Below are 18,675 nucleotides of genomic sequence, written 5' to 3'. Positions count from 1 at the left end.
CTCAATCTGCAAACAGGTGGTCGGGTTCAGCGATTTCCTGCGCTTTTTCGCGCGGAATATTAAGGAACCGCGCCAAGAGATCGGCGCGATAGCCCCGGTCATCCGATTGCCTCAGGATCATGTGATTCTCAAACTCGGCATCGCGAATCCGGTCGCTCTCATAGGTCATGTCACCCCGGATCGTCGGCAACAGCCGCTCCAAGGTCTCGTGCGGGGTCTGCTCTCCGGCCAGCCCCACGCGCATGGCATGTCCTGTCAGATACTCATCGGTGAAATGGCATTGCACTTCCAAGAGCTTGGTCACCGCCCGGTCCCCACAGAAATCCTGCAAGAGATCAATGCTGCCGGGGTCCATGCAGACCAAGAGGCGGTCGGTTTCATAATAATCGAACAGCATCCGCATCAGCGCCCGCCTGTGCCGCGTCCGCTTGGCCAGCGTCGCCTGAAGCCCGCCCAGATCAGGCAGGGCGGTGCCCTCTTCGTTAAAGAGATACTCGATCGCGGGCACATTCGTCACTTGCCGGATACGCTCCAGCAATCGCTTGGCGACATGCCATTTCTTGCACACGACGATCATCAATTCGCGCTCGCGGCCCAGCGTGCTCTCGGTTTCCCAGAAGCGCTGTGCAAACCGCCGCCCCTCACGTCCGCGTGCAGTCAGGAATTGAAACAGGCTGCGCCCTTCGTTCGAAATCTGGAACTGCGTCACCTCATCCGAATAGAGCGTGCCCAATCGCCGCTTCAGCTCCAGCGCCTCGGGGCTGATCTTGCGGGCAAAGAGATAATCCTGACTGAGCAAGAGATCGTAATGGTCATTATAGAACGTCACCGGCATCCCATAATCGGTGAACATGAGAAACGTCAGCGTGCGTGTCTCGATCTCGGCATCCGGCACAAGATGCCGCACCAGTGTCTGAAAGAATGTCTCGTCCGGAATCCAAGTGGTGCGGAAAAACCGCATCACGTCGCGCCGCTTGCGGGTGAATTCGAGGATCCATTCCACCGTGCGCCGCCGCAGACACCACCACTGGCTGCCGATCTGGATCTGGATGTCATGCGGTATCGGTCGGGTCAGGCCCAGTTTGCGCTGCACATTATAAGAGGCATAGAACCGCTTCGGCTGCGTGCGCTCGTTAAAGAAGTGGCGATAGATCAGCCGCTCTTCCTTCATCCCGGTCTTGATCCAGTCACTGTCGAAGTAATCGAAGCTCTCGACATAATCGACATCACGGTTGTCCAGAAACTGATGCGCGAACCGCGCCGATTTGATCGGCGCGCAATCGCCCGAGAGCATGTAGAAATGCGTGGCGCGCGGAAAGTCCTCTGCCGCCGCCTCCACAGCGTAAAGTGTGGCTTGCACCAGCGACCAGGCACCCCACCCGCATTTGATCCGCTTTTTCGCAAAGGTCACATTGGGATTATCCGTCAACGCCGCCTTGATCCGGGCAAATGCCTCGGGCTTGGCGCGGGCGTCGAAATGGATCGCCATGTAATCGCCCGCCGCCGTCAGCATCTCTGCCTGACGGATGATCGCCTCAGGGTCTTTGTGACACAGTAGAATGAACGCGATTTTTGCCATTGCGGAAACGGTTTAACCCTCGATTTACCGACTGGTTATAGCAATAGACGTGAACAGCGCCTGAATAAACAGACTTTCTTTGGTTTTTTGAACAGGTTAGACATGATGAAGCCCGCATTAAGTGGGAAAGTGATGGCGGAGGCAGTGATCATGGGATTTCCCGGCACCTGGATGACCGAGAGCGAGAGCGTGGTCTACCGCGTGGTGCCGAAATGCGCCTGCTCGACCATCGGCCAGATTCTCTATTACTCCGACCACGGCGTGTTTTTCGAGGGGGACATCCACGACGCCACCACAGGTCTGCACAAATGGGCGCGCGAAGACAGTCAGAAACTGATCAACGCCAATGTGAAAACCCACACGTCCTATGCTTTTTCCTGCGTGCGCAATCCCTATACCCGCATCCTGTCCTCGTTCTTTGACAAGATCTGCGGCATCCAGCGCAACGGCAGCCGCTATCGCGGCAAACTGGTCCCGACCATCATCCAGAAATACGGGATCGAGGTTGGGGGCGACGACGGCAAGCAAGACTTCGACCAGATCCAGAGCTTTCGACGATTCCTGCTCTTTGCCCGCGACACCATCCGCTGGAAACGCCCGATGGAGCCGGATATTCATTGGTCCGCCATGTCGGGCCATGTCTCGACCTTCATCGTCAATGGCGGCCGCTACGACAAAATCTTCTGGACCGAGAAATTCGATGACGGCATGGGCGAGGTGCTGAACGCCATCAACACCAAGCACAAGATCGACCTCAAGACGATTCCCCGCTTCAACGAGTCCGAAGGCCACGGCCCCAAACGCGCCCACCCGGTCGAGGCCTATTTCGACGACCTGTCGATGCATCTGATCTACGAGATATACAAACGCGATTTCGACCTCTTCAAATACGATTTCGAGAATCCCGCCAACAAAATGCCCGTGGCTGAAATCGACTTGGAAGAGGTCCACGCCAAACTGGGCGACTGACCCGCACCCACGATACCGCCCCACCACAAGGGGTTGCATTCCGGGAAAACTGGCGTATACGGCACGCCAGACATGCGCGTGATGCCCGCTCAGGCAAGAATCACCTCGTTCGGCGAGGGTCCCGGTTGGGTATGACGTGCGTTTACACATATCGAACCTTGAAAGGGTCCACGTCACATGGCCAATACGCCGCAGTCCAAAAAACGCGCCAAGCAGAACGAAAAGCGTTTCGCTGTCAACAAATCACGCCGCTCGCGGATCCGTACGTTCATCCGCAAGGTTGAAGAAGCAATTGCCTCCGGTGATCAAGAAGCAGCCGTGACGGCATTGCGCAATGCCCAGCCCGAACTGATGCGCGGCGTCACCAAAGGTGTTGTGCACAAGAACACCGCATCGCGCAAAATTTCCCGCCTCTCGGCCCGCGTTAAGTCGCTCAGCTAAGGCTTTCGTCCAAGTCTTTGAAGATAAAGGCACTGCGGCCCGCGGTGCCTTTTTTCGTGACTGGCGTTCAAAACACACCAAGAGATTCTTTTCAGTCAAAGCCCCTGTCAAGCGCATTGAGTAGTTGCCGCCGCGCCTCCGAGGTTGCTAGTTTCAGACCTGCGATTCACGCTTGGGGGGACAGGCCGCATCGGTACTAGGCACAGGGGGAAATCCCGGCCCAGGCACCGCGACTGAGCATCTGCTGCTCTGGTTTTGTCCATTGCGATGGTATTTTGGGTCAGAGACCGCGTGGCTTTGGGACGGGCTGCGCACGCGTACTCACTGATTCTGAAATGCACGCTTATTGATGAGAGGTCATTCGACCGTTGCTCTTTGCAACGGTATTGGTGATCTTTTGTCACCCCGAACTTGTGTCGCATGGGATCGGATCTGTGTTTGCCGATCTTGGTGAAACAGTATGGCAGCGTCGTTGAACGGGGACAGAATGACACAAGAACAATGGGGCCAGTTGAAGCAGAAACTTCAGCAATCCGTCGGACAGAGCAATTTCAAGAACTGGATCGAACCACTGGAATTTGCTCGGGTAGATGATGGTGTCGCGACCTTTCACGTCCCCACCAGTTTTCTCGGCAACTATGTCTCGCAGCATTTTGGCGATCTGATCCTGTATCAGATGACCACACTCGCGCCGCATGTCCGGCGTGTGCAATTCCGGGTCGCGGCCAATAGTGCCAACCGCCCCTCCAAACCCGCGGCTGCCGCGGCACCGGAGCCACAGATCGACAGCATCGTGCCCTCCGCGCCGCTGGACGAGCGGTTCACCTTTGACAGCTTCGTCGTCGGCAAACCCAACGAGCTGGCCCATGCCGCCGCGCGCCGGGTGGCCGAATGTGGCCCCGTCACCTTTAATCCGCTGTTTCTCTATGGCGGCGTCGGTCTGGGCAAAACCCACCTCATGCACGCCATCGCATGGGAGCTGAAAACCACCCGCCCCGATCTCAACGTGGTCTATCTCTCGGCGGAACAGTTCATGTATCGCTTTGTGCAGGCCCTGCGCGACCGCAAGATGATGGATTTCAAATCGGTTTTCCGCTCGGTCGATGTGTTGATGGTGGACGATGTTCAATTCATCGCCGGCAAAGACAGCACCCAAGAGGAATTCTTTCACACCTTCAACGCCCTTGTGGATCAGAACAAGCAGATCGTGATCTCCGCCGACCGCGCCCCCGGCGAGATTGCAAATCTTGAGGAACGCATCAAATCGCGCCTGCAATGCGGCCTCGTGGTCGATCTGCACCCGACCGATTACGAATTGCGCCTAGGCATCCTGCAATCCAAGGTCGACCGCTTTCGCGCGCAATATCCGGACCTCACCCTGCATGACGGCGTGCTCGAATTCCTCGCCCACCGGATCACCACCAATGTCCGCGTGCTCGAAGGTGCCATGACCCGGCTCTTTGCCTTCGCCTCACTGGTGCGCAAACCGATCACGCTGGAACTGACGCAGGATTGTCTGGCCGATGTGCTCCGCGCCTCCGAACGCAAGGTCTCGATCGAGGAAATTCAGCGCAAGGTCTCGGATCATTACAACATCCGCCTCAGCGACATGATCGGCCCCAAGCGCACCCGCTGCTATGCGCGGCCCCGGCAAGTGGCGATGTATCTGTGCAAACAGATGACCTCGCGCTCGCTCCCGGAAATCGGCCGTCGCTTTGGCGGACGCGATCACACAACCATCATGCACGGCGTCCGCCGGATCGAGGAACTCAGCCTTCAAGACGGGCAAATCGCAGAAGACCTGGAGCTTCTGCGCCGCACACTCGAGGGCTGAGGGGCACTGGCCCTTGACGCTGTCGGTTTTCCAGCCGAAAACACCAAGAAAACACTTGAGGTGCGGGGTAGAGTTGCTACCTTGCCCCTCCCGGCGTTGAACCGGCACCTGACAGGAGCGAGGGAATGAAACTCAGCATCGAACGCGGCGCATTGCTCAAGGCCGTGTCCCAGGCCCAATCTGTGGTCGAACGGCGCAACACCATTCCAATCCTCGCCAATGTCCTGATCGAGGCCGAGGGCAACAGCGTGCAGTTCCGCGCCACCGATCTTGACATCGAAGTGGTGGACAAGGCCCCGGCCCAGGTCGAGCGCGCCGGTGCCACCACAGTATCGGCGGTCATGCTGCATGAAATCGTGCGCAAACTGCCCGATGGATCGCTCGTCACGCTCAGCGACGATGGCACCTCGGGTCGCCTCACCGTGCAGGCTGGTCGCTCCAATTTCAATCTGGCCACCTTGCCGAAGGAAGATTTCCCGGTGATGGCCTCCTCGGAATACGCGAGCAATTTCTCGGCCCCGGCACCAGTGCTGCGCCGCCTTTTCGACAAATCGAAATTCGCCATTTCCACCGAGGAAACCCGCTATTACCTCAACGGCGTCTACCTGCATGTCTCTGATGCCGATGGCGGCAAGGTTCTGCGCTGTGTCGCCACCGATGGCCACCGCCTCGCGCGCATTGACGCAGACCTGCCCGACGGGGCGTTGGACATGCCCGGTGTGATCGTCCCACGCAAGACGGTGGGCGAATTGCGCAAGCTCTTGGAAGACGATGACATGAAGATCGCGGTCTCGGTCTCGGAAACCAAGATCCGCTTTGCCACCCCCGACATCACCCTCACCTCCAAGGTGATCGACGGGACTTTCCCCGACTACACCCGCGTCATCCCGCAGGGCAACACCCGCCGGATGGAAGTAGACGCCGCAGAGTTTGCGCAAGCCGTCGACCGTGTCGCAACTGTGAGTTCCGAGCGCTCGCGCGCCGTGAAGCTCTCACTTGACGAAGACCGCCTGATTCTCTCGGTCAATGCCCCCGACAGCGGTGCTGCCGAAGAGGAATTGGCCGTGGCCTATGGCGACGAGCGGCTGGAGATTGGCTTCAACGCCAAGTACCTCTTGGAAATCGCAAGTCAGGTGGATCGCGAGAACGCCGTGTTTCTCTTCAACTCTTCCGGCGACCCAACCCTGATGCGCGAAGGCAATGACACGACGGCGGTCTATGTCGTCATGCCGATGCGGGTGTGACGCCTGTCGGAGCCTCCGGCGTGGATATTTTTGGCAAGAAGAAAGGGCAGTGAATGCCCGGACTCTCTCTGTCGGAATTGACCCTCTCGCATTTCCGCTCGCATAAATCCGGGCGGCTTTCGCTTGACGCGCGGCCCGTGGCGATTCACGGGCCGAATGGCGCAGGCAAGACCAATCTGATCGAGGCAGTCTCGCTTTTGTCGCCCGGTCGTGGCCTGAGGCGCGCGGCGGCGCAGGACATGGCGCGGCGACCCGAGGCGTTGGGATGGAAGATCACGACGATCCTGCACTCCTTGCATCAGGTCCACGAGGTCGAGACCTTTGCCGACGGCAGCGCCGCCCGTCAGCTCCGCATCGACGGCAAGACCGCGACGCAGATTGCCCTCGGGCGTATCGCGCGTGTGCTCTGGCTTGTCCCTGCCATGGACCGTCTCTGGATCGAAGGCGCGGAGGGCCGCCGCCGCTTTCTCGATCGCATGACCATGAGCTTTGTTCCCGCCCATGCCGAGGCCACGCTCGCCTATGACAAGGCGATGCGCGAACGCAACCGCCTGCTCAAGGATCAGGTCCGCGATGCACAGTGGTACCTCGCCCTTGAACGGCAGATGGCCGACGCGGGTGCCGAAATCCACGCCAACCGCCAGCACGCCCTAGCGCTGATCGCAGGCGCGCAGATGCAGGCCGAAACCGCCTTTCCCACCGCCGAGCTTGAGCTGACCCAAACCGAAGGCGAGATGCCCGAGACCGCCGATGACCTGCGTCAGGCGCTGGCCGAGAGCCGCTTTCGCGACCTTGTGGCCGGGCGCACCCTCATCGGTCCGCACCGCGCCGATCTCTACGGCGTCTATGCCGCCAAGGGCGTGCCCGCCGCCGACTGCTCTACCGGCGAGCAAAAGGCGCTCTTGGTCTCGCTCATCCTCGCGAATGCCCGCGCCCTTGCGCGCGATTTCGGCGCGCCGCCGCTCTTGTTGCTGGATGAGGTCGCAGCCCATCTTGACGCCACCCGCCGTGCTGCGCTCTATGACGAAATCTGCGCCCTCGGCGCTCAGGCATGGATGACCGGTACAGGACCAGAGCTATTCTCCGAACTGGGCGACCGCGCGCAACATATCCACGTCACCGACACCGCTGGCATCAGCCAGATCACACCAGAGGCCCCATGACCCCGCAACGTGTCACTCTCATCACCCTAGGCGTCGAGGATCTCGACCGGTCGCGTGCCTTCTATGAAACACTTGGCTGGACCCCGGCAGAGGCGCTTCCAGAGGTGGTATTCTACCAGATGAACGGTTTGGTCCTTGGTCTCTTTGGCAAGGCGCATCTCGCCGCTGACCAGGGCCGCCCGGATGCCGACCTCGGCACTGGCGCAATCACGCTGGCACAGAACTTTGCAACCGAGCCAGAGGTGGACGCCGCCTTTGCCAGCGCTCTCGCCGCCGGAGCCACCGCGCTCAAACATCCTGAAAAGGTATTCTGGGGCGGCTACTCCGGCTATTATGCCGATCCCGACGGTCATGTCTGGGAACTGGCGATGAACCCTTTTTGGCCGCTCGCCGAGGATGGCAGCCTGACCTTGCCAAAGACCCCATGACCATCGCCCCTTTCGATCTGATGCTCTACGCCGCGGCCATGGCGGGCCTCTGGGCTGTGCCCGGCCCGGTCTGGGTGGCACTCACGGCACGCGCCCTCTCGGGCGGTATGCGCGCAGCATGGCCATTGGCCGTGGGCGTGGCCTTGGGCGATCTGATCTGGCCACTCTGCGCCATCCTCGGCCTTGCCTGGGTGCTGTCGCTCTATGGCGACGCGCTCTCGATGCTGCGCTGGATCGCGGCGGGCGTGTTCATCGTGATGGGCCTGCTATTGATCCGCGCGCCCGCACGCACGCCCGGCACCGACAGCCGCATGACCCGCCCCGGCATCTGGGCGGGCTTTTCCGTGGGCGTCGCTGCGGTGGTCGGCAATCCCAAGGCGATCCTCTTCTACATGGGCTTTCTGCCGGGCTTCTTCGACCTCTCCTCGGTGACAGTCCCAGACATCGCTGCAATCCTCGCGGTGTCTGCCATCGTGCCGATGCTGGGCAACCTTGCGCTGGCGCTTTTTCTCGACCGCGCCCGGCGTCTCTTGCAGAGCCCCAAGGCCATCGCGCGGATGAATTTCGGCTCCGGTTTGCTGCTGATTTTGGTGGGCCTCGTCATCCCCTTTACCTGACGGACCGGAACCGCAAAATATGGGGGAATGACGTGACATTCCCCCCCATAGCTCGTATAAAATCATAAAACTTCCGAAGGAAAAACCGCATGTCCGAAGCAGCCGCTGCACCCGAAGAGTATGGCGCCGATTCCATCAAGGTTCTCAAAGGGTTAGAGGCAGTCCGCAAGCGTCCCGGCATGTATATCGGTGATACCGATGATGGCTCGGGCCTGCACCATATGGTCTACGAGGTCGTGGACAACGGCATTGACGAGGCATTGGCCGGTCATGCCGATGCCGTCAACGTCACAATCCACGCGGATTCCAGCGTATCGGTGAGCGATAATGGCCGCGGCATCCCCGTCGATATGCACGAGGGCGAAGGCGTTTCCGCCGCAGAGGTCATCATGACCCAACTGCACGCAGGTGGCAAATTCGACAGCAATTCCTACAAGGTCTCGGGCGGTCTGCACGGCGTCGGCGTCTCGGTGGTCAACGCCCTCTCCGAATGGCTGGAACTGCGCATCTGGCGCAATGGCAAGGAACACTACGCCCGCTTTGAGGGCGGCTTTACCGTCGAATCCCTGCGTGTTGTCGGCGATGCCAACGGGCGCAAAGGAACCGAAGTCCGCTTTCTCGCCTCGCTTGAGACGTTCTCGAATCTCGACTACATCTTCGAGACCCTGGAAAAGCGTCTGCGCGAACTGGCCTTTCTCAATTCCGGCGTGCGTATCATCCTGCGCGATGAGCGCCCGACAGAGCCGCTCATGTCAGAATTGTTCTATGAGGGCGGCGTCAAGGAATTCGTCAAATACCTCGACCGCCACAAATCCCCCGCCATGCCGGAACCGATCTTTATCACCGGTGAACGGGACGACATCGGCGTCGAAGTGGCGATGTGGTGGAACGACAGCTATCATGAAACCGTTCTGCCCTTTACCAACAACATCCCGCAGCGCGACGGCGGCACCCATCTGGCGGGCTTTCGCGGCGCGCTCACCCGCACCATCAACACCTACGCCCAGACCACCGGCATCGCCAAAAAGGAAAAGGTCACCTTCACCGGCGATGACGCCCGCGAGGGGCTGACCTGCGTGCTCTCGGTCAAAGTGCCCGATCCCAAATTCTCCTCTCAGACCAAGGACAAGCTCGTCAGCTCCGAGGTGCGCCCGGCTGTTGAGGGTCTCGTCAACGAAAAGCTCTCCGAATGGTTTGAGGAAAATCCACAGATCGCCCGCATCATCGTGAGCAAGATCATCGAGGCGGCCCACGCCCGCGAGGCGGCGCGCAAGGCACGCGATCTCACCCGGCGCAAGAATCCGATGGATGTCAATTTCCTCGCAGGCAAGCTCAAGGATTGCTCATCCAAAGACCCCTCCAAGACCGAATTGTTCCTCGTCGAGGGGGACAGCGCCGGGGGTTCTGCTCAGACTGGACGTGACCGGGGCACGCAGGCGGTTCTGCCCCTGCGCGGCAAGATCCTCAATGTCGAACGCGCCCGCTTTGACCGGATGCTCGGCTCTCAGGAAATCGGCAATCTGGTGATGGCGCTTGGCACCGGCATTGGCCGCGATGAATTCGACATCAAGAAACTGCGTTACCATAAGATCGTGATCATGACCGACGCCGACGTGGACGGCGCGCATATCCGCACGCTTCTGCTCACCTTCTTTTACCGCCAGATGCCCGCGTTGATCGAGGGCGGATACCTCTATATTGCGCAACCGCCGCTTTACAAGGTCATGCGCGGCAAGTCCGAGGTCTATCTCAAGGATCAGGCCGGGCTCGAGGATTACCTGATTGCCCAAGGCACCACCGATGCCGGCCTCCGCCTCGGCACAGGCGAGGAAATCGCCGGTCCCGACCTCGTGCGCGTGGTCGAAGAGGCGCGGCAGGCCAAGCGAATTCTGGAGGCGTTCCCGACCCACTATCCGCGCCACATTCTCGAACAGGCAGCGATTGCCGAGGCGTTTCTGGCGGGCCGTGTCGATTCCGACCTGCAAGGCGTGGCTGATACCGTCGCGCTTCGCCTCGACATGATCTCCAACGAATACGAGCGCGGCTGGCAAGGTCGCCCGACGCAGGACAACGGCATCCGCCTCACCCGCACCGTGCGCGGGGTCGAGGAAATGCGCACCCTCGACGGCCCGGTGCTGCGCGGCGGCGAGGCCCGCAAACTCTCGCAGATGACGACCCCGCTGCGCGAGATTTACCGCGAACGCGCCACCCTGATCCGCAAGGACCGCGTGCAGCCGATCTTTGGCCCGCTCGATCTCTTGGATGCGATCCTGAAAGAGGGCGAAAAGGGCCTCAGCCTGCAACGCTACAAGGGGCTGGGCGAGATGAACCCCGGTCAGCTCTGGGAAACCACTTTGGACCCCGAGGCGCGCACCCTCCTGCAAGTGAAAATCGACGACGTGGCCGAGGCCGACGACCTCTTCACCAAGCTGATGGGCGACGTGGTCGAACCCCGCCGCGAGTTCATCCAGGAAAACGCATTGAACGTCGCCAACCTGGATTTCTGATCGGGCCAGGGGGCGTCCCGCCCCCTTGAAACGACTGGGCGATCACCGCACAGCGGGGATCGTCCTTTGTGTTTCTAGCTGCGTACACAATCCGCGTGCAAAATGCACAGCCAGTACACATCCCGCTCAGTTGGCGGAATGCGCCCAGTCCCAGTATAACTCCCGCACGCGTTCCGTTACCGGGCCGATACTATATTTAGTGTCCTCAAAGGCGGAAATCGGCGTCACTTTCATCAGGTTTCCGGACAGAAACACCTCATCCGCCGCGTGGAAATCGTCAAATGTCATCACGGTCTCATGCACCTGCATGCCCGCCCGCCGCATGTTCTCGATATGCCGCGCCCGTGTGATCCCCGCCAGAAACGTGCCATTGGGGATCGGCGTGAACACCTCGCCATCCTTGACGGCAAAGACATTGGCGGTCGCGGTCTCGGCCACATTGCCCAGCGCATCCGCCACCAGCGCATTGCCAAACCCCTTATTCCGCGCCTCTTTCAGCATCCGTGCGTTATTGGGATAGAGGCAGCCCGCCTTGGCATTGACCACTGCGTCCTCCAGCACCGGGCGACGAAACCGGGTCCGGCACAGCGTCGTGCTGAATCCCTGCGGTGGCATCGGGATTTCCTCAAGGCTGATGGCAAACCCCGTCGCGCCTTCCTTGGGCACAATCCCCAGATCGCCGCCCTCCAGCGCCCAATACATTGGCCGCATATAGATCGCGGCCTCCTTGGGATAGGCCTTCAACCCCTCCCAGATGATCTCTACCATATCTTGTGGGTCAACCGTCGGCGTGATCATCAATGCATTGGCCGAGGCATTCACCCGGCTACAATGCTTAGCCAGATCCGGGGCAATTCCATCAACATATCGTGCCCCGTCAAACACCGTCGTGCCCAACCATGCCCCATGGTCCGCCGCCCGGATCACCGCCGGGTCGCCATCATGCCATAAGCCATTGAAATATGTGCGAATATTTATGCCCGTCGCCATCTGCGCGCCCTCTCCTGATGCGATGGGACTAGCCTAGGCTCTGCACGCCGGATCGTCTAGCCCTCTGCCGGGGCATGCGACAAAAGTTCATTCAAATCAATGGGATCATTGCCCATCGCCAGATTGCCCGCAGCATCCCGTGGCCATTCGGATTCGGGGCGGTCGCAGTATAGCTCAACGCCATTCCCATCCGGATCACTCACATAAATCGCCTCACTCACCCCATGATCCGCCGCCCCGTCGATAGAAATCCCAGCCTTGATCACCCGACGCAGCGCATCCGCCAACTGCGCCCGGTCAGGATAGAGAAACGCAGTGTGGTAGAGGCCGGTATGACCCTTGGGCGCAGGCCTCCCACCAAGGCTCTCCCAGGTGTTCAGGCCAAGGTGATGGTGATAGCCCCCAGCCGACAAAAACGCCGCCCGAGTGCCAAATTTCTGTTGTAATTCAAAGCCTAGGACACCGGAGTAGAATCCGATGGCGCGGTCAAGATCGGCCACTTTCAGATGCACATGGCCGATGCGGGCTTGGGGGTGAACGGGGGTCATTTGCGGCTCCAATCTCCGGTTTCCCCTAGAATGGCCTTGATAGCCCCCGCACTCAACTCCCCGATTCCGCCCATATTCTGTGCAGAAATGCGCGGCTCAGACCGCCGCCTTCAGGCTCTCGTCCAGATAGATTTCCCGCAACCGCACGGCCATCCGACCCGGCGTGCCATCCCCCAAGGCGACACCGTCAATCTCCACCACCGGCATCACAAACGCACTCGCCGAGGTCACGAACGCCTCATCGGCATCCTTGGCCTCGTCAATCGTAAAGGCGCGCTCCTCAACCTCCATCTGCGCCTCGCGGGCAAAGCGCAGCACGGCGGCACGGGTGATCCCGTGCAGGATGTCATTCGACAACTGCCGCGTGATGATCCGGTTGCCCTTGACGATATAGGCATTGTTGCTGGTGCCCTCGGTCACATGGCCATCTTCGACCATCCAGGCATCATCACACCCAGCCTTCTTGGCCATCATCTTGCCCATTGACGGATAGAGAAGCTGCACCGTCTTGATATCCCGCCGACCCCAGCGAATATCATCTATGCTGATGATCTTGATGCCTTTTTTTGCCACCAGATTATTCGCCAAACCGGGTTTGGACTGGGTAAACAGCACCAGCGTCGGCTCTGTGGTTTCTGCATCAGGAAAGACGAAATCACGGTCGCCATCGCTGCCGCGCGTGACCTGAAGATACACCAGACCATCGGTGATCTCATTGGCGCGCACCAACTCGCGGTGAATTTCCAAGAGATCGTCGAATGCCGCCGGCTTCTTCATGTCGAGCTCGCTCAGCGACCGCTCCAACCGCGCCAGATGCCCGCCAAAGTCAATCAGCTTGCCGCCCAGCACGCTTGTCACCTCGTAAACGCCATCGGCCATCAGAAACCCCCGGTCAAAGATCGAAACGGTGGCCTCGGTTTCCGGCAGATACTCGCCGTTTACATAGACAGTGCGCATGGTCTCATCCCCATAGTTCTGGCCGTGGCGGATGCACGCCCGCGGCATCGAAAATCAAAGCATTCTCGCGGTCTTCGGCCAGAAGCAGCGGCCCGTCAAGGTCTGTCACCATCGCACCCTGTGCCACCAGCGTCGCAGGCGCCATAGCCAGAGAGCTCCCCACCATGCAGCCGACCATGATCCCATAGCCCTCGGCCAATGCGGCCTCCCGCAGGGCCAGCGCTTCGGTCAACCCACCGGTCTTGTCCAGCTTGATATTGACCACGTCATATTTTCCCTTCAATCCCGGCAAACTGCCCCGATCATGGCAGGATTCATCGGCACAGACCGGCACCGGGCGCGCCATGCCAATCAGCGCCTCGTCCTCACCCGCAGGCAAAGGTTGCTCGACCAAGGCCACGCCAAGCCGCACCAGATGCGGTGCCAGATCGGCATAGACCTCAGCGCTCCACCCCTCATTGGCATCCACAATGATCTTAGCCCCCGGCGCGCCACGCCGCACCGCCTCGAGCCGTGGCATGTCATCCGGCGTACCCAGCTTGATCTTGAGTATCGGGCGATGCGCATGTGTCTCGGCCTGCGCCTGCATCGCCTTTGGCGTATCAAGCGACAGCGTATAGGCCGTGATCTCTGGCCCCGGCGCGGGCAGCCCCGCCAGATCCCAGACGCGGCATCCCGCGTGTTTGGCCTCAAGATCCCAGAGCGCGCAATCCACCGCATTCCGCGCCGCACCAGCAGGCAGCAAGTCATAGAGCGCGGCCCGCGTTAAATCCCCCGGCAGTCCTTCGATCTGCGCGGTCACGCTCTCCAGCGTTTCATCATAGCGCGCATAGGGCACACATTCGCCCCAGCCGGTCACACCGCCTTCGGTGATGCGGACAGTCAACACCTTGGCCTCGGTTCGTGATCCACGGCTGATGGTAAACACCTGCGCCAGCCGAAATACATCCCGCGTCACATCAATCTGCAAGAGCTTCGCCTTTCATCGTTCTGGAAATACTCAAATCGCCGCCAGAGCAGCCACCAGCTTTTCGGCTCCAAAACGGTAGGGATCGGTCGCAGGCAATCCCATATCCGTCTCGACCTTTGCCAGATAGGCACGCGCCTGATCCTCGGACATATGCTGCGTATTGACCGACACCCCGACAACCTGACAGGCGGGATTGGCAATCTGCGCGATCGGCAGAACCATGTCGCGCAGCGCCTCCAGCGTCGGCGGAGTATAATCGGGCAATCCGCGCATATGCGTGCGGGTCGGCTCGTGGCTCAGGATCAGTGCATCGGGTTGGCCGCCATGGATCAGCGCCATCGTCACCCCGGAAAAGGACACATGGAACAGGCTGCCTTGCCCCTCGATCAGATCCCAATGATCCGGGTCGTTATCCGGCGTCAGCCATTCGACCGACCCGGCCATGAAATCCGCGATCACCGCATCGAGCGGCACGCCATTACCGGTGATCAGAATCCCCGTCTGCCCCGTCGCCCGGAACGTGGCTTTCATGCCGGCGGCGATCATCTCGCGCTCCATCGCCATGGCGGTATACATTTTGCCCACAGAGCAATCCGTGCCCACCGCCAAACAGCGCTTGCCGGTCCGTTTCTTGCCATCCGCGATGGGATACTTCACCGACGGCACCCGCACATCATGCAGCTTGCGGCCCGTTGCCTCGGCGACCGCGCGCAAATCCGCCTCATCGCGCAAGAGGTTATGCAAGCCTGACGCCAGATCGAACCCCTCTTCTAACGCCGCAACCAGCACCTTTTTCCACTCTTGGCTGATCACCCCGCCGCGATTGGCCACACCAATTACCACGGTCTTGACCCCTGCCGCCTTGGCCTCGGCCAGCGTCATCTCAGGTAGGCCCAGATCGGCACCGCAACCGGGCAAGCGTAACTGACCCACGGCATTCTCCGGCCGCCAGTCACGGATGCCAATAGCGACCTTCGCCGCCAGCATGTCGGGCGCATCGCCCAGAAACAACAGATAGGGGGTCTCGATCATGGTGCGTCCTCACTCAATGGCGTTTGGCTGGCAAGTTCCTATGAAATGCCTGCGATTTGCTGTTTGATTTCATGATCAATTCACAGTTTACACATCTTTCTTCGAATATATAGAATATTCATCGAATTTTCTTCACTCTGCACATTCACTGCCCAAACACGACACAGGGGAAAACCGCCTTGCAGAGCCCCACGCAATTTCATAACCACAAACGCGACAATCCCGCAATTTCCTTATTGAACGGAGCCGCCACACCATGAGCTTTCGCCTGCAACCGACCCCGCCCGCACGTCCCAACCGCTGCCAGCTCTTCGGCCCCGGCTCCAACACCAAACTCTTCGAGAAAATGGCAGCCAGCGCCGCTGACGTGATCAATATCGACCTCGAAGATTCCGTCGCGCTCACCGACAAGGGCATCGCCCGCCAGAACACCATTCAGGCGATCAATACGGTCGATTGGGGCAAGAAATACCTCTCTGTCCGCATCAACAGCCTCGATTCCCCCTTCTGGTATCGCGATGTGGTGGACCTCTTGGAACAGGCGGGCGACCGGCTCGATCAGATCATGATCCCCAAGGTCGGCTGCGGCGCGGACATCTACGCCGTCGATGCGCTCGTCACCGCCATCGAGGCCGCCAAGGGCCGCGCCAAGCGGATCTCCTTCGAGGTGATCATCGAATCCGCCGCTGGTATCGCCCATGTCGAGGACATCGCCTCCGCCTCGCCCCGGCTTCAGGCGATGAGCCTCGGCGCCGCCGATTTCGCCGCCTCAATGGGCATGCAGACCACCGGCATCGGCGGTACGCAAGAGGATTACTATATGCTGCGCGAGGGCCAGCGCTATTGGTCTGACCCGTGGCATTGGGCACAGACCGCCATCGTCGCCGCCTGCCGCACCCATGGTCTCTTGCCCGTGGACGGCCCGTTTGGCGATTTCTCGGATGATGAGGGCTTTCGCGCGCAGGCGCGCCGTTCGGCCACTCTTGGCATGGTCGGCAAATGGGCTATCCACCCCAAACAGATCGCGCTTGCCAACGAGATTTTCACGCCCTCCGACGCCGCTGTGCAAGAAGCCCGCGAAATTCTGGCTGCGATGGAAGAGGCCAAGTCGCGCGGCGAAGGCGCTACCACCTACAAAGGCCGCTTGGTCGACATCGCCTCCATCAAACAGGCCGAGGTGATCGTCAAGCAGTCCGAGATGATCGCGGGGCAGTAATCCGAACGGGGGCGGCACAGGCAGTCGCCCCCTCACTCCGCCGCAACGGTGATCACCGGCTCCATCCGGTCGAACATCTCTTGCGACAGGTGGCACTTCACCTGATGCCCCGGCACCAACTCGCGCACCGGCGGCACCTCACGCTCACAGAGCCCCCCCGGCACCTGCGCTTTCCAACGGCACCGCGTCTGGAACGGGCAGCCGGGTGGCGGGTTCATCGCCGAGGGCACATCCCCCTCAAGCACGATATGTTTCTTGGTGATCCGCGTATCGGCAATCGGCACCGCCGATAGCAGCGCCTCGGTATAGGGATGATAAGGCGGGGCAAAAACCTGATCGGTGGTGCCCAATTCCACCACATGCCCCAGATACATCACCATCACCCGGTCGCTCAGATAGCGCACGATGCTGAGGTCATGGGAAATGAACAGCAACGTAGTCTTCTGCTTGCGCTGAATCTCCATCAAGAGATCCGTCACCGCCGCCTGCACACTCACATCCAGCGCCGAGACCGGCTCGTCCGCCACCACGATGCGCGCGCCCCCGGCAAAGGCGCGGGCGATCCCCACCCGCTGTTTCTGCCCGCCCGACAACTGGCGTGGCATCCGCTCGGCAAACTCGCGTGGCAGCTTGACCAGATCCAAGAGCCGCAGCATTTCGTCCCGTCGCGCCTGATCACTGTCGCCAATGCCAAACACCTCCAGCGCGCGGATGATCTGGCGGCCCACCGTCATCGACGGGTTGAGCGTATCGAACGGGTTTTGGAACACCATCTGCACATCGGCGACCGTCTGCGTGTCGCGCTTCTCGATCGGGGTCTGCTCGATATTGCGGTTATCGAGCAGGATTTGCCCCTCAGTCGCGGTCTCCAACCCCATCAGCACCTTGGCAAAGGTGGATTTACCACAGCCCGACTCGCCGACAATCGCCAGCGTCTCGCTCTCGCGCGCCTCGAAACTCAGCGTTTCATTGGCCTTGACCACCTTCTTGCCGATGTTTCCGCCAAAGAGCGCATTAGCCGTCACCTCATAGTATTTCTTGAGATTCTCCATCTTGAGCACGACCTTGCCCGGCACGGTCGCCTCGTGCTGCGCCATGGCCTCAACGGGCGCATGCCAATCAATCTCGTCAATCCGCAAACAGCGGGTAAAGTGGCGATCATCGCCCTTGATCCCAACCATGGGAATTTCAAACTTGTCGCAGAGCCCCGCCCTGAAATAATCGCAACGTGGCCCGAAGTTGCAGCCGTCCGGGCGCTCATGCGGCAATGGAAAATTTCCGGGAATGGCCTTCAACGGGCGCGTGTTCTTATCCGCTCCGGGCAGGGGGATCGACCGAAAGAGCGCCTGCGTATAGGGATGCTGCATCTTGTCGAACACATCCCGAATGCTGCCGGTTTCCACCGCCTCACCGGAATACATCACGCAAATCCGATCGCAGGTCTCCAGCACCAGACCCAGATTGTGACTGATGAACAGCATCGACGTGCCGTATTTCTTACCCAGATCCTTGACCAGCTCCACCACCGCCGCCTCGACCGTCACATCAAGCGCGGTCGTCGGCTCATCCAGAATGAGCAGCGACGGCTTGGACATCAGCGCCATCGCAATCACGATCCGCTGTTGCTGCCCACCGCTTAGCTGATGGGGATAGCTGCGCATGATCCGCTCGGGATCGGGCAGCTTCACATCGTGCACCACGTCCAGCGCCCGCGCCCAAGCCTCAGACTCGGAAATCCCCTCATGAATCATCGGCACTTCGATCAGCTGTTTGCCGATCCGCATGGCAGGGTTCAGGCTCGCCATCGGCTCCTGATAGATCATCGCGATCTCGTTGCCGCGAAGGTCGCGCAATTCGGCAGCGCTCATATCGCCCAGATCGCGGCCCTTGAATCTCACTGTTCCGCCCACGATGCGACCATTCACGCCCAGATCGCGCATCACGCCCAACGCCACCGTGGATTTGCCACAGCCGGATTCGCCCACCAGCCCCACCGCCTCGCCGGGTTGCACCGTGACAGAGAAATCCATCACCGCCGGGATCTCCCGCAGCCGGGTGAAAAAGGAAATCGACAGGTTCTCGATCTCGAGGATCGGCCCGTCATAGTCCAGCTTGGCCATGTCCATCTCCCTTGTCACCGGGGCGCTGCCGCCCTCTTTCAGCGTTCTTCAAATACTCAT

General features: G+C 60.3%; 16 protein-coding genes. 9 read left to right on the top strand and 7 right to left on the bottom strand.

Translation table 11 applies throughout. From position 1 onward, the window contains the following. Position 1 precedes the first annotated feature (1 nt). Positions 2 to 1,579, bottom strand: coding sequence for a DUF5928 domain-containing protein (locus tag ACSSVY_RS00660; protein WP_454267445.1), 1,578 nt, complete (start codon positions 1,577 to 1,579; stop codon positions 2 to 4). 150 nt (positions 1,580 to 1,729) lie between these two features. Between ACSSVY_RS00660 and ACSSVY_RS00655 the strand changes: the two genes are divergently transcribed. The 8 genes from ACSSVY_RS00655 to gyrB all read left to right on the top strand — a co-directional run bounded on the left by ACSSVY_RS00655 (position 1,730) and on the right by gyrB (position 10,782). Then, on the top strand, positions 1,730 to 2,548 hold the full coding sequence (locus ACSSVY_RS00655) for a sulfotransferase family protein (protein WP_454267821.1): 819 nt from the start codon (positions 1,730 to 1,732) through the stop codon (positions 2,546 to 2,548). A gap of 177 nt (positions 2,549 to 2,725) precedes the next feature. After that, entirely contained in the window at positions 2,726 to 2,989 is a 264-nt protein-coding gene (gene rpsT, locus ACSSVY_RS00650) for a 30S ribosomal protein S20 (protein ID WP_454267444.1), read from the top strand. Positions 2,990 to 3,476: 487 nt separating this feature from the next. Continuing rightward, the gene (gene dnaA, locus ACSSVY_RS00645) at positions 3,477 to 4,823 is read left to right on the top strand and encodes a chromosomal replication initiator protein DnaA (RefSeq protein ID WP_454267443.1); all 1,347 of its coding nucleotides are present in this window, start codon (positions 3,477 to 3,479) and stop codon (positions 4,821 to 4,823) included. A gap of 125 nt (positions 4,824 to 4,948) precedes the next feature. After that, positions 4,949 to 6,067 carry a DNA polymerase III subunit beta gene (gene dnaN, locus ACSSVY_RS00640; RefSeq protein ID WP_045685897.1) on the top strand — a complete coding sequence of 373 codons (1,119 nt, stop codon included), beginning with the start codon at positions 4,949 to 4,951 and terminating at the stop codon, positions 6,065 to 6,067. A gap of 53 nt (positions 6,068 to 6,120) precedes the next feature. Then, positions 6,121 to 7,230, top strand: coding sequence for a DNA replication/repair protein RecF (recF, locus tag ACSSVY_RS00635; RefSeq protein WP_454267442.1), 1,110 nt, complete (start codon positions 6,121 to 6,123; stop codon positions 7,228 to 7,230). Beyond that, complete coding sequence (locus ACSSVY_RS00630) at positions 7,227 to 7,658, top strand: VOC family protein (RefSeq protein ID WP_454267441.1); 432 nt, start codon at positions 7,227 to 7,229, stop codon at positions 7,656 to 7,658. The genes recF and ACSSVY_RS00630 overlap by 4 nt, the downstream gene beginning before the upstream one ends. Continuing rightward, positions 7,655 to 8,275, top strand: coding sequence for a LysE family translocator (locus ACSSVY_RS00625; RefSeq protein WP_454267440.1), 621 nt, complete (start codon positions 7,655 to 7,657; stop codon positions 8,273 to 8,275). Before ACSSVY_RS00630 ends, ACSSVY_RS00625 begins: the two co-directional genes overlap by 4 nt. Before the next feature lie 89 nt (positions 8,276 to 8,364). Beyond that, a complete protein-coding gene (gyrB, locus tag ACSSVY_RS00620; RefSeq protein ID WP_454267439.1) occupies positions 8,365 to 10,782 on the top strand; it encodes a DNA topoisomerase (ATP-hydrolyzing) subunit B in 2,418 nt (805 codons plus the stop codon). A gap of 126 nt (positions 10,783 to 10,908) precedes the next feature. On the opposite strand, the gene ACSSVY_RS00615 is transcribed toward gyrB, so the two are convergent. From ACSSVY_RS00615 to dgcN, 5 genes are all read right to left on the bottom strand, one after another. Next, a complete protein-coding gene (locus ACSSVY_RS00615; RefSeq protein WP_454267438.1) occupies positions 10,909 to 11,772 on the bottom strand; it encodes a branched-chain amino acid aminotransferase in 864 nt (287 codons plus the stop codon). Positions 11,773 to 11,828: 56 nt separating this feature from the next. Continuing rightward, positions 11,829 to 12,320: a VOC family protein gene (locus ACSSVY_RS00610; RefSeq protein ID WP_454267437.1), complete on the bottom strand. Its 492-nt coding sequence runs from the start codon at positions 12,318 to 12,320 to the stop codon at positions 11,829 to 11,831. Between the two features lie 96 nt (positions 12,321 to 12,416). Next, positions 12,417 to 13,277, bottom strand: a complete 861-nt coding sequence (locus ACSSVY_RS00605; protein ID WP_454267436.1) for a D-amino-acid transaminase — start codon at positions 13,275 to 13,277, stop codon at positions 12,417 to 12,419. A 4-nt stretch (positions 13,278 to 13,281) separates the two neighbouring features. Continuing rightward, positions 13,282 to 14,247 carry an N-acetyl-D-Glu racemase DgcA gene (gene dgcA / locus ACSSVY_RS00600; RefSeq protein ID WP_454267435.1) on the bottom strand — a complete coding sequence of 322 codons (966 nt, stop codon included), beginning with the start codon at positions 14,245 to 14,247 and terminating at the stop codon, positions 13,282 to 13,284. A 30-nt stretch (positions 14,248 to 14,277) separates the two neighbouring features. Then, positions 14,278 to 15,279, bottom strand: coding sequence for an N-acetyltransferase DgcN (gene dgcN / locus ACSSVY_RS00595; protein WP_454267434.1), 1,002 nt, complete (start codon positions 15,277 to 15,279; stop codon positions 14,278 to 14,280). 256 nt (positions 15,280 to 15,535) lie between these two features. Between dgcN and ACSSVY_RS00590 the strand changes: the two genes are divergently transcribed. Next, positions 15,536 to 16,495, top strand: a complete 960-nt coding sequence (locus tag ACSSVY_RS00590) for an L-malyl-CoA/beta-methylmalyl-CoA lyase (RefSeq protein WP_454267433.1) — start codon at positions 15,536 to 15,538, stop codon at positions 16,493 to 16,495. Between the two features lie 32 nt (positions 16,496 to 16,527). Here the strand turns inward: ACSSVY_RS00590 and ACSSVY_RS00585 are convergent, their stop codons facing one another. Beyond that, positions 16,528 to 18,615 (bottom strand): dipeptide ABC transporter ATP-binding protein, encoded by a 2,088-nt coding sequence (locus ACSSVY_RS00585; RefSeq protein ID WP_454267432.1) that lies wholly within the window; start codon positions 18,613 to 18,615, stop codon positions 16,528 to 16,530. Positions 18,616 to 18,675 lie beyond the last annotated feature (60 nt).

This window comes from Roseovarius sp. MBR-51, assembly GCF_053628575.1.
The sequence above is the reverse complement of the archived record's forward strand: the minus strand, read 5'-3'. Positions and strand labels throughout refer to the sequence as shown.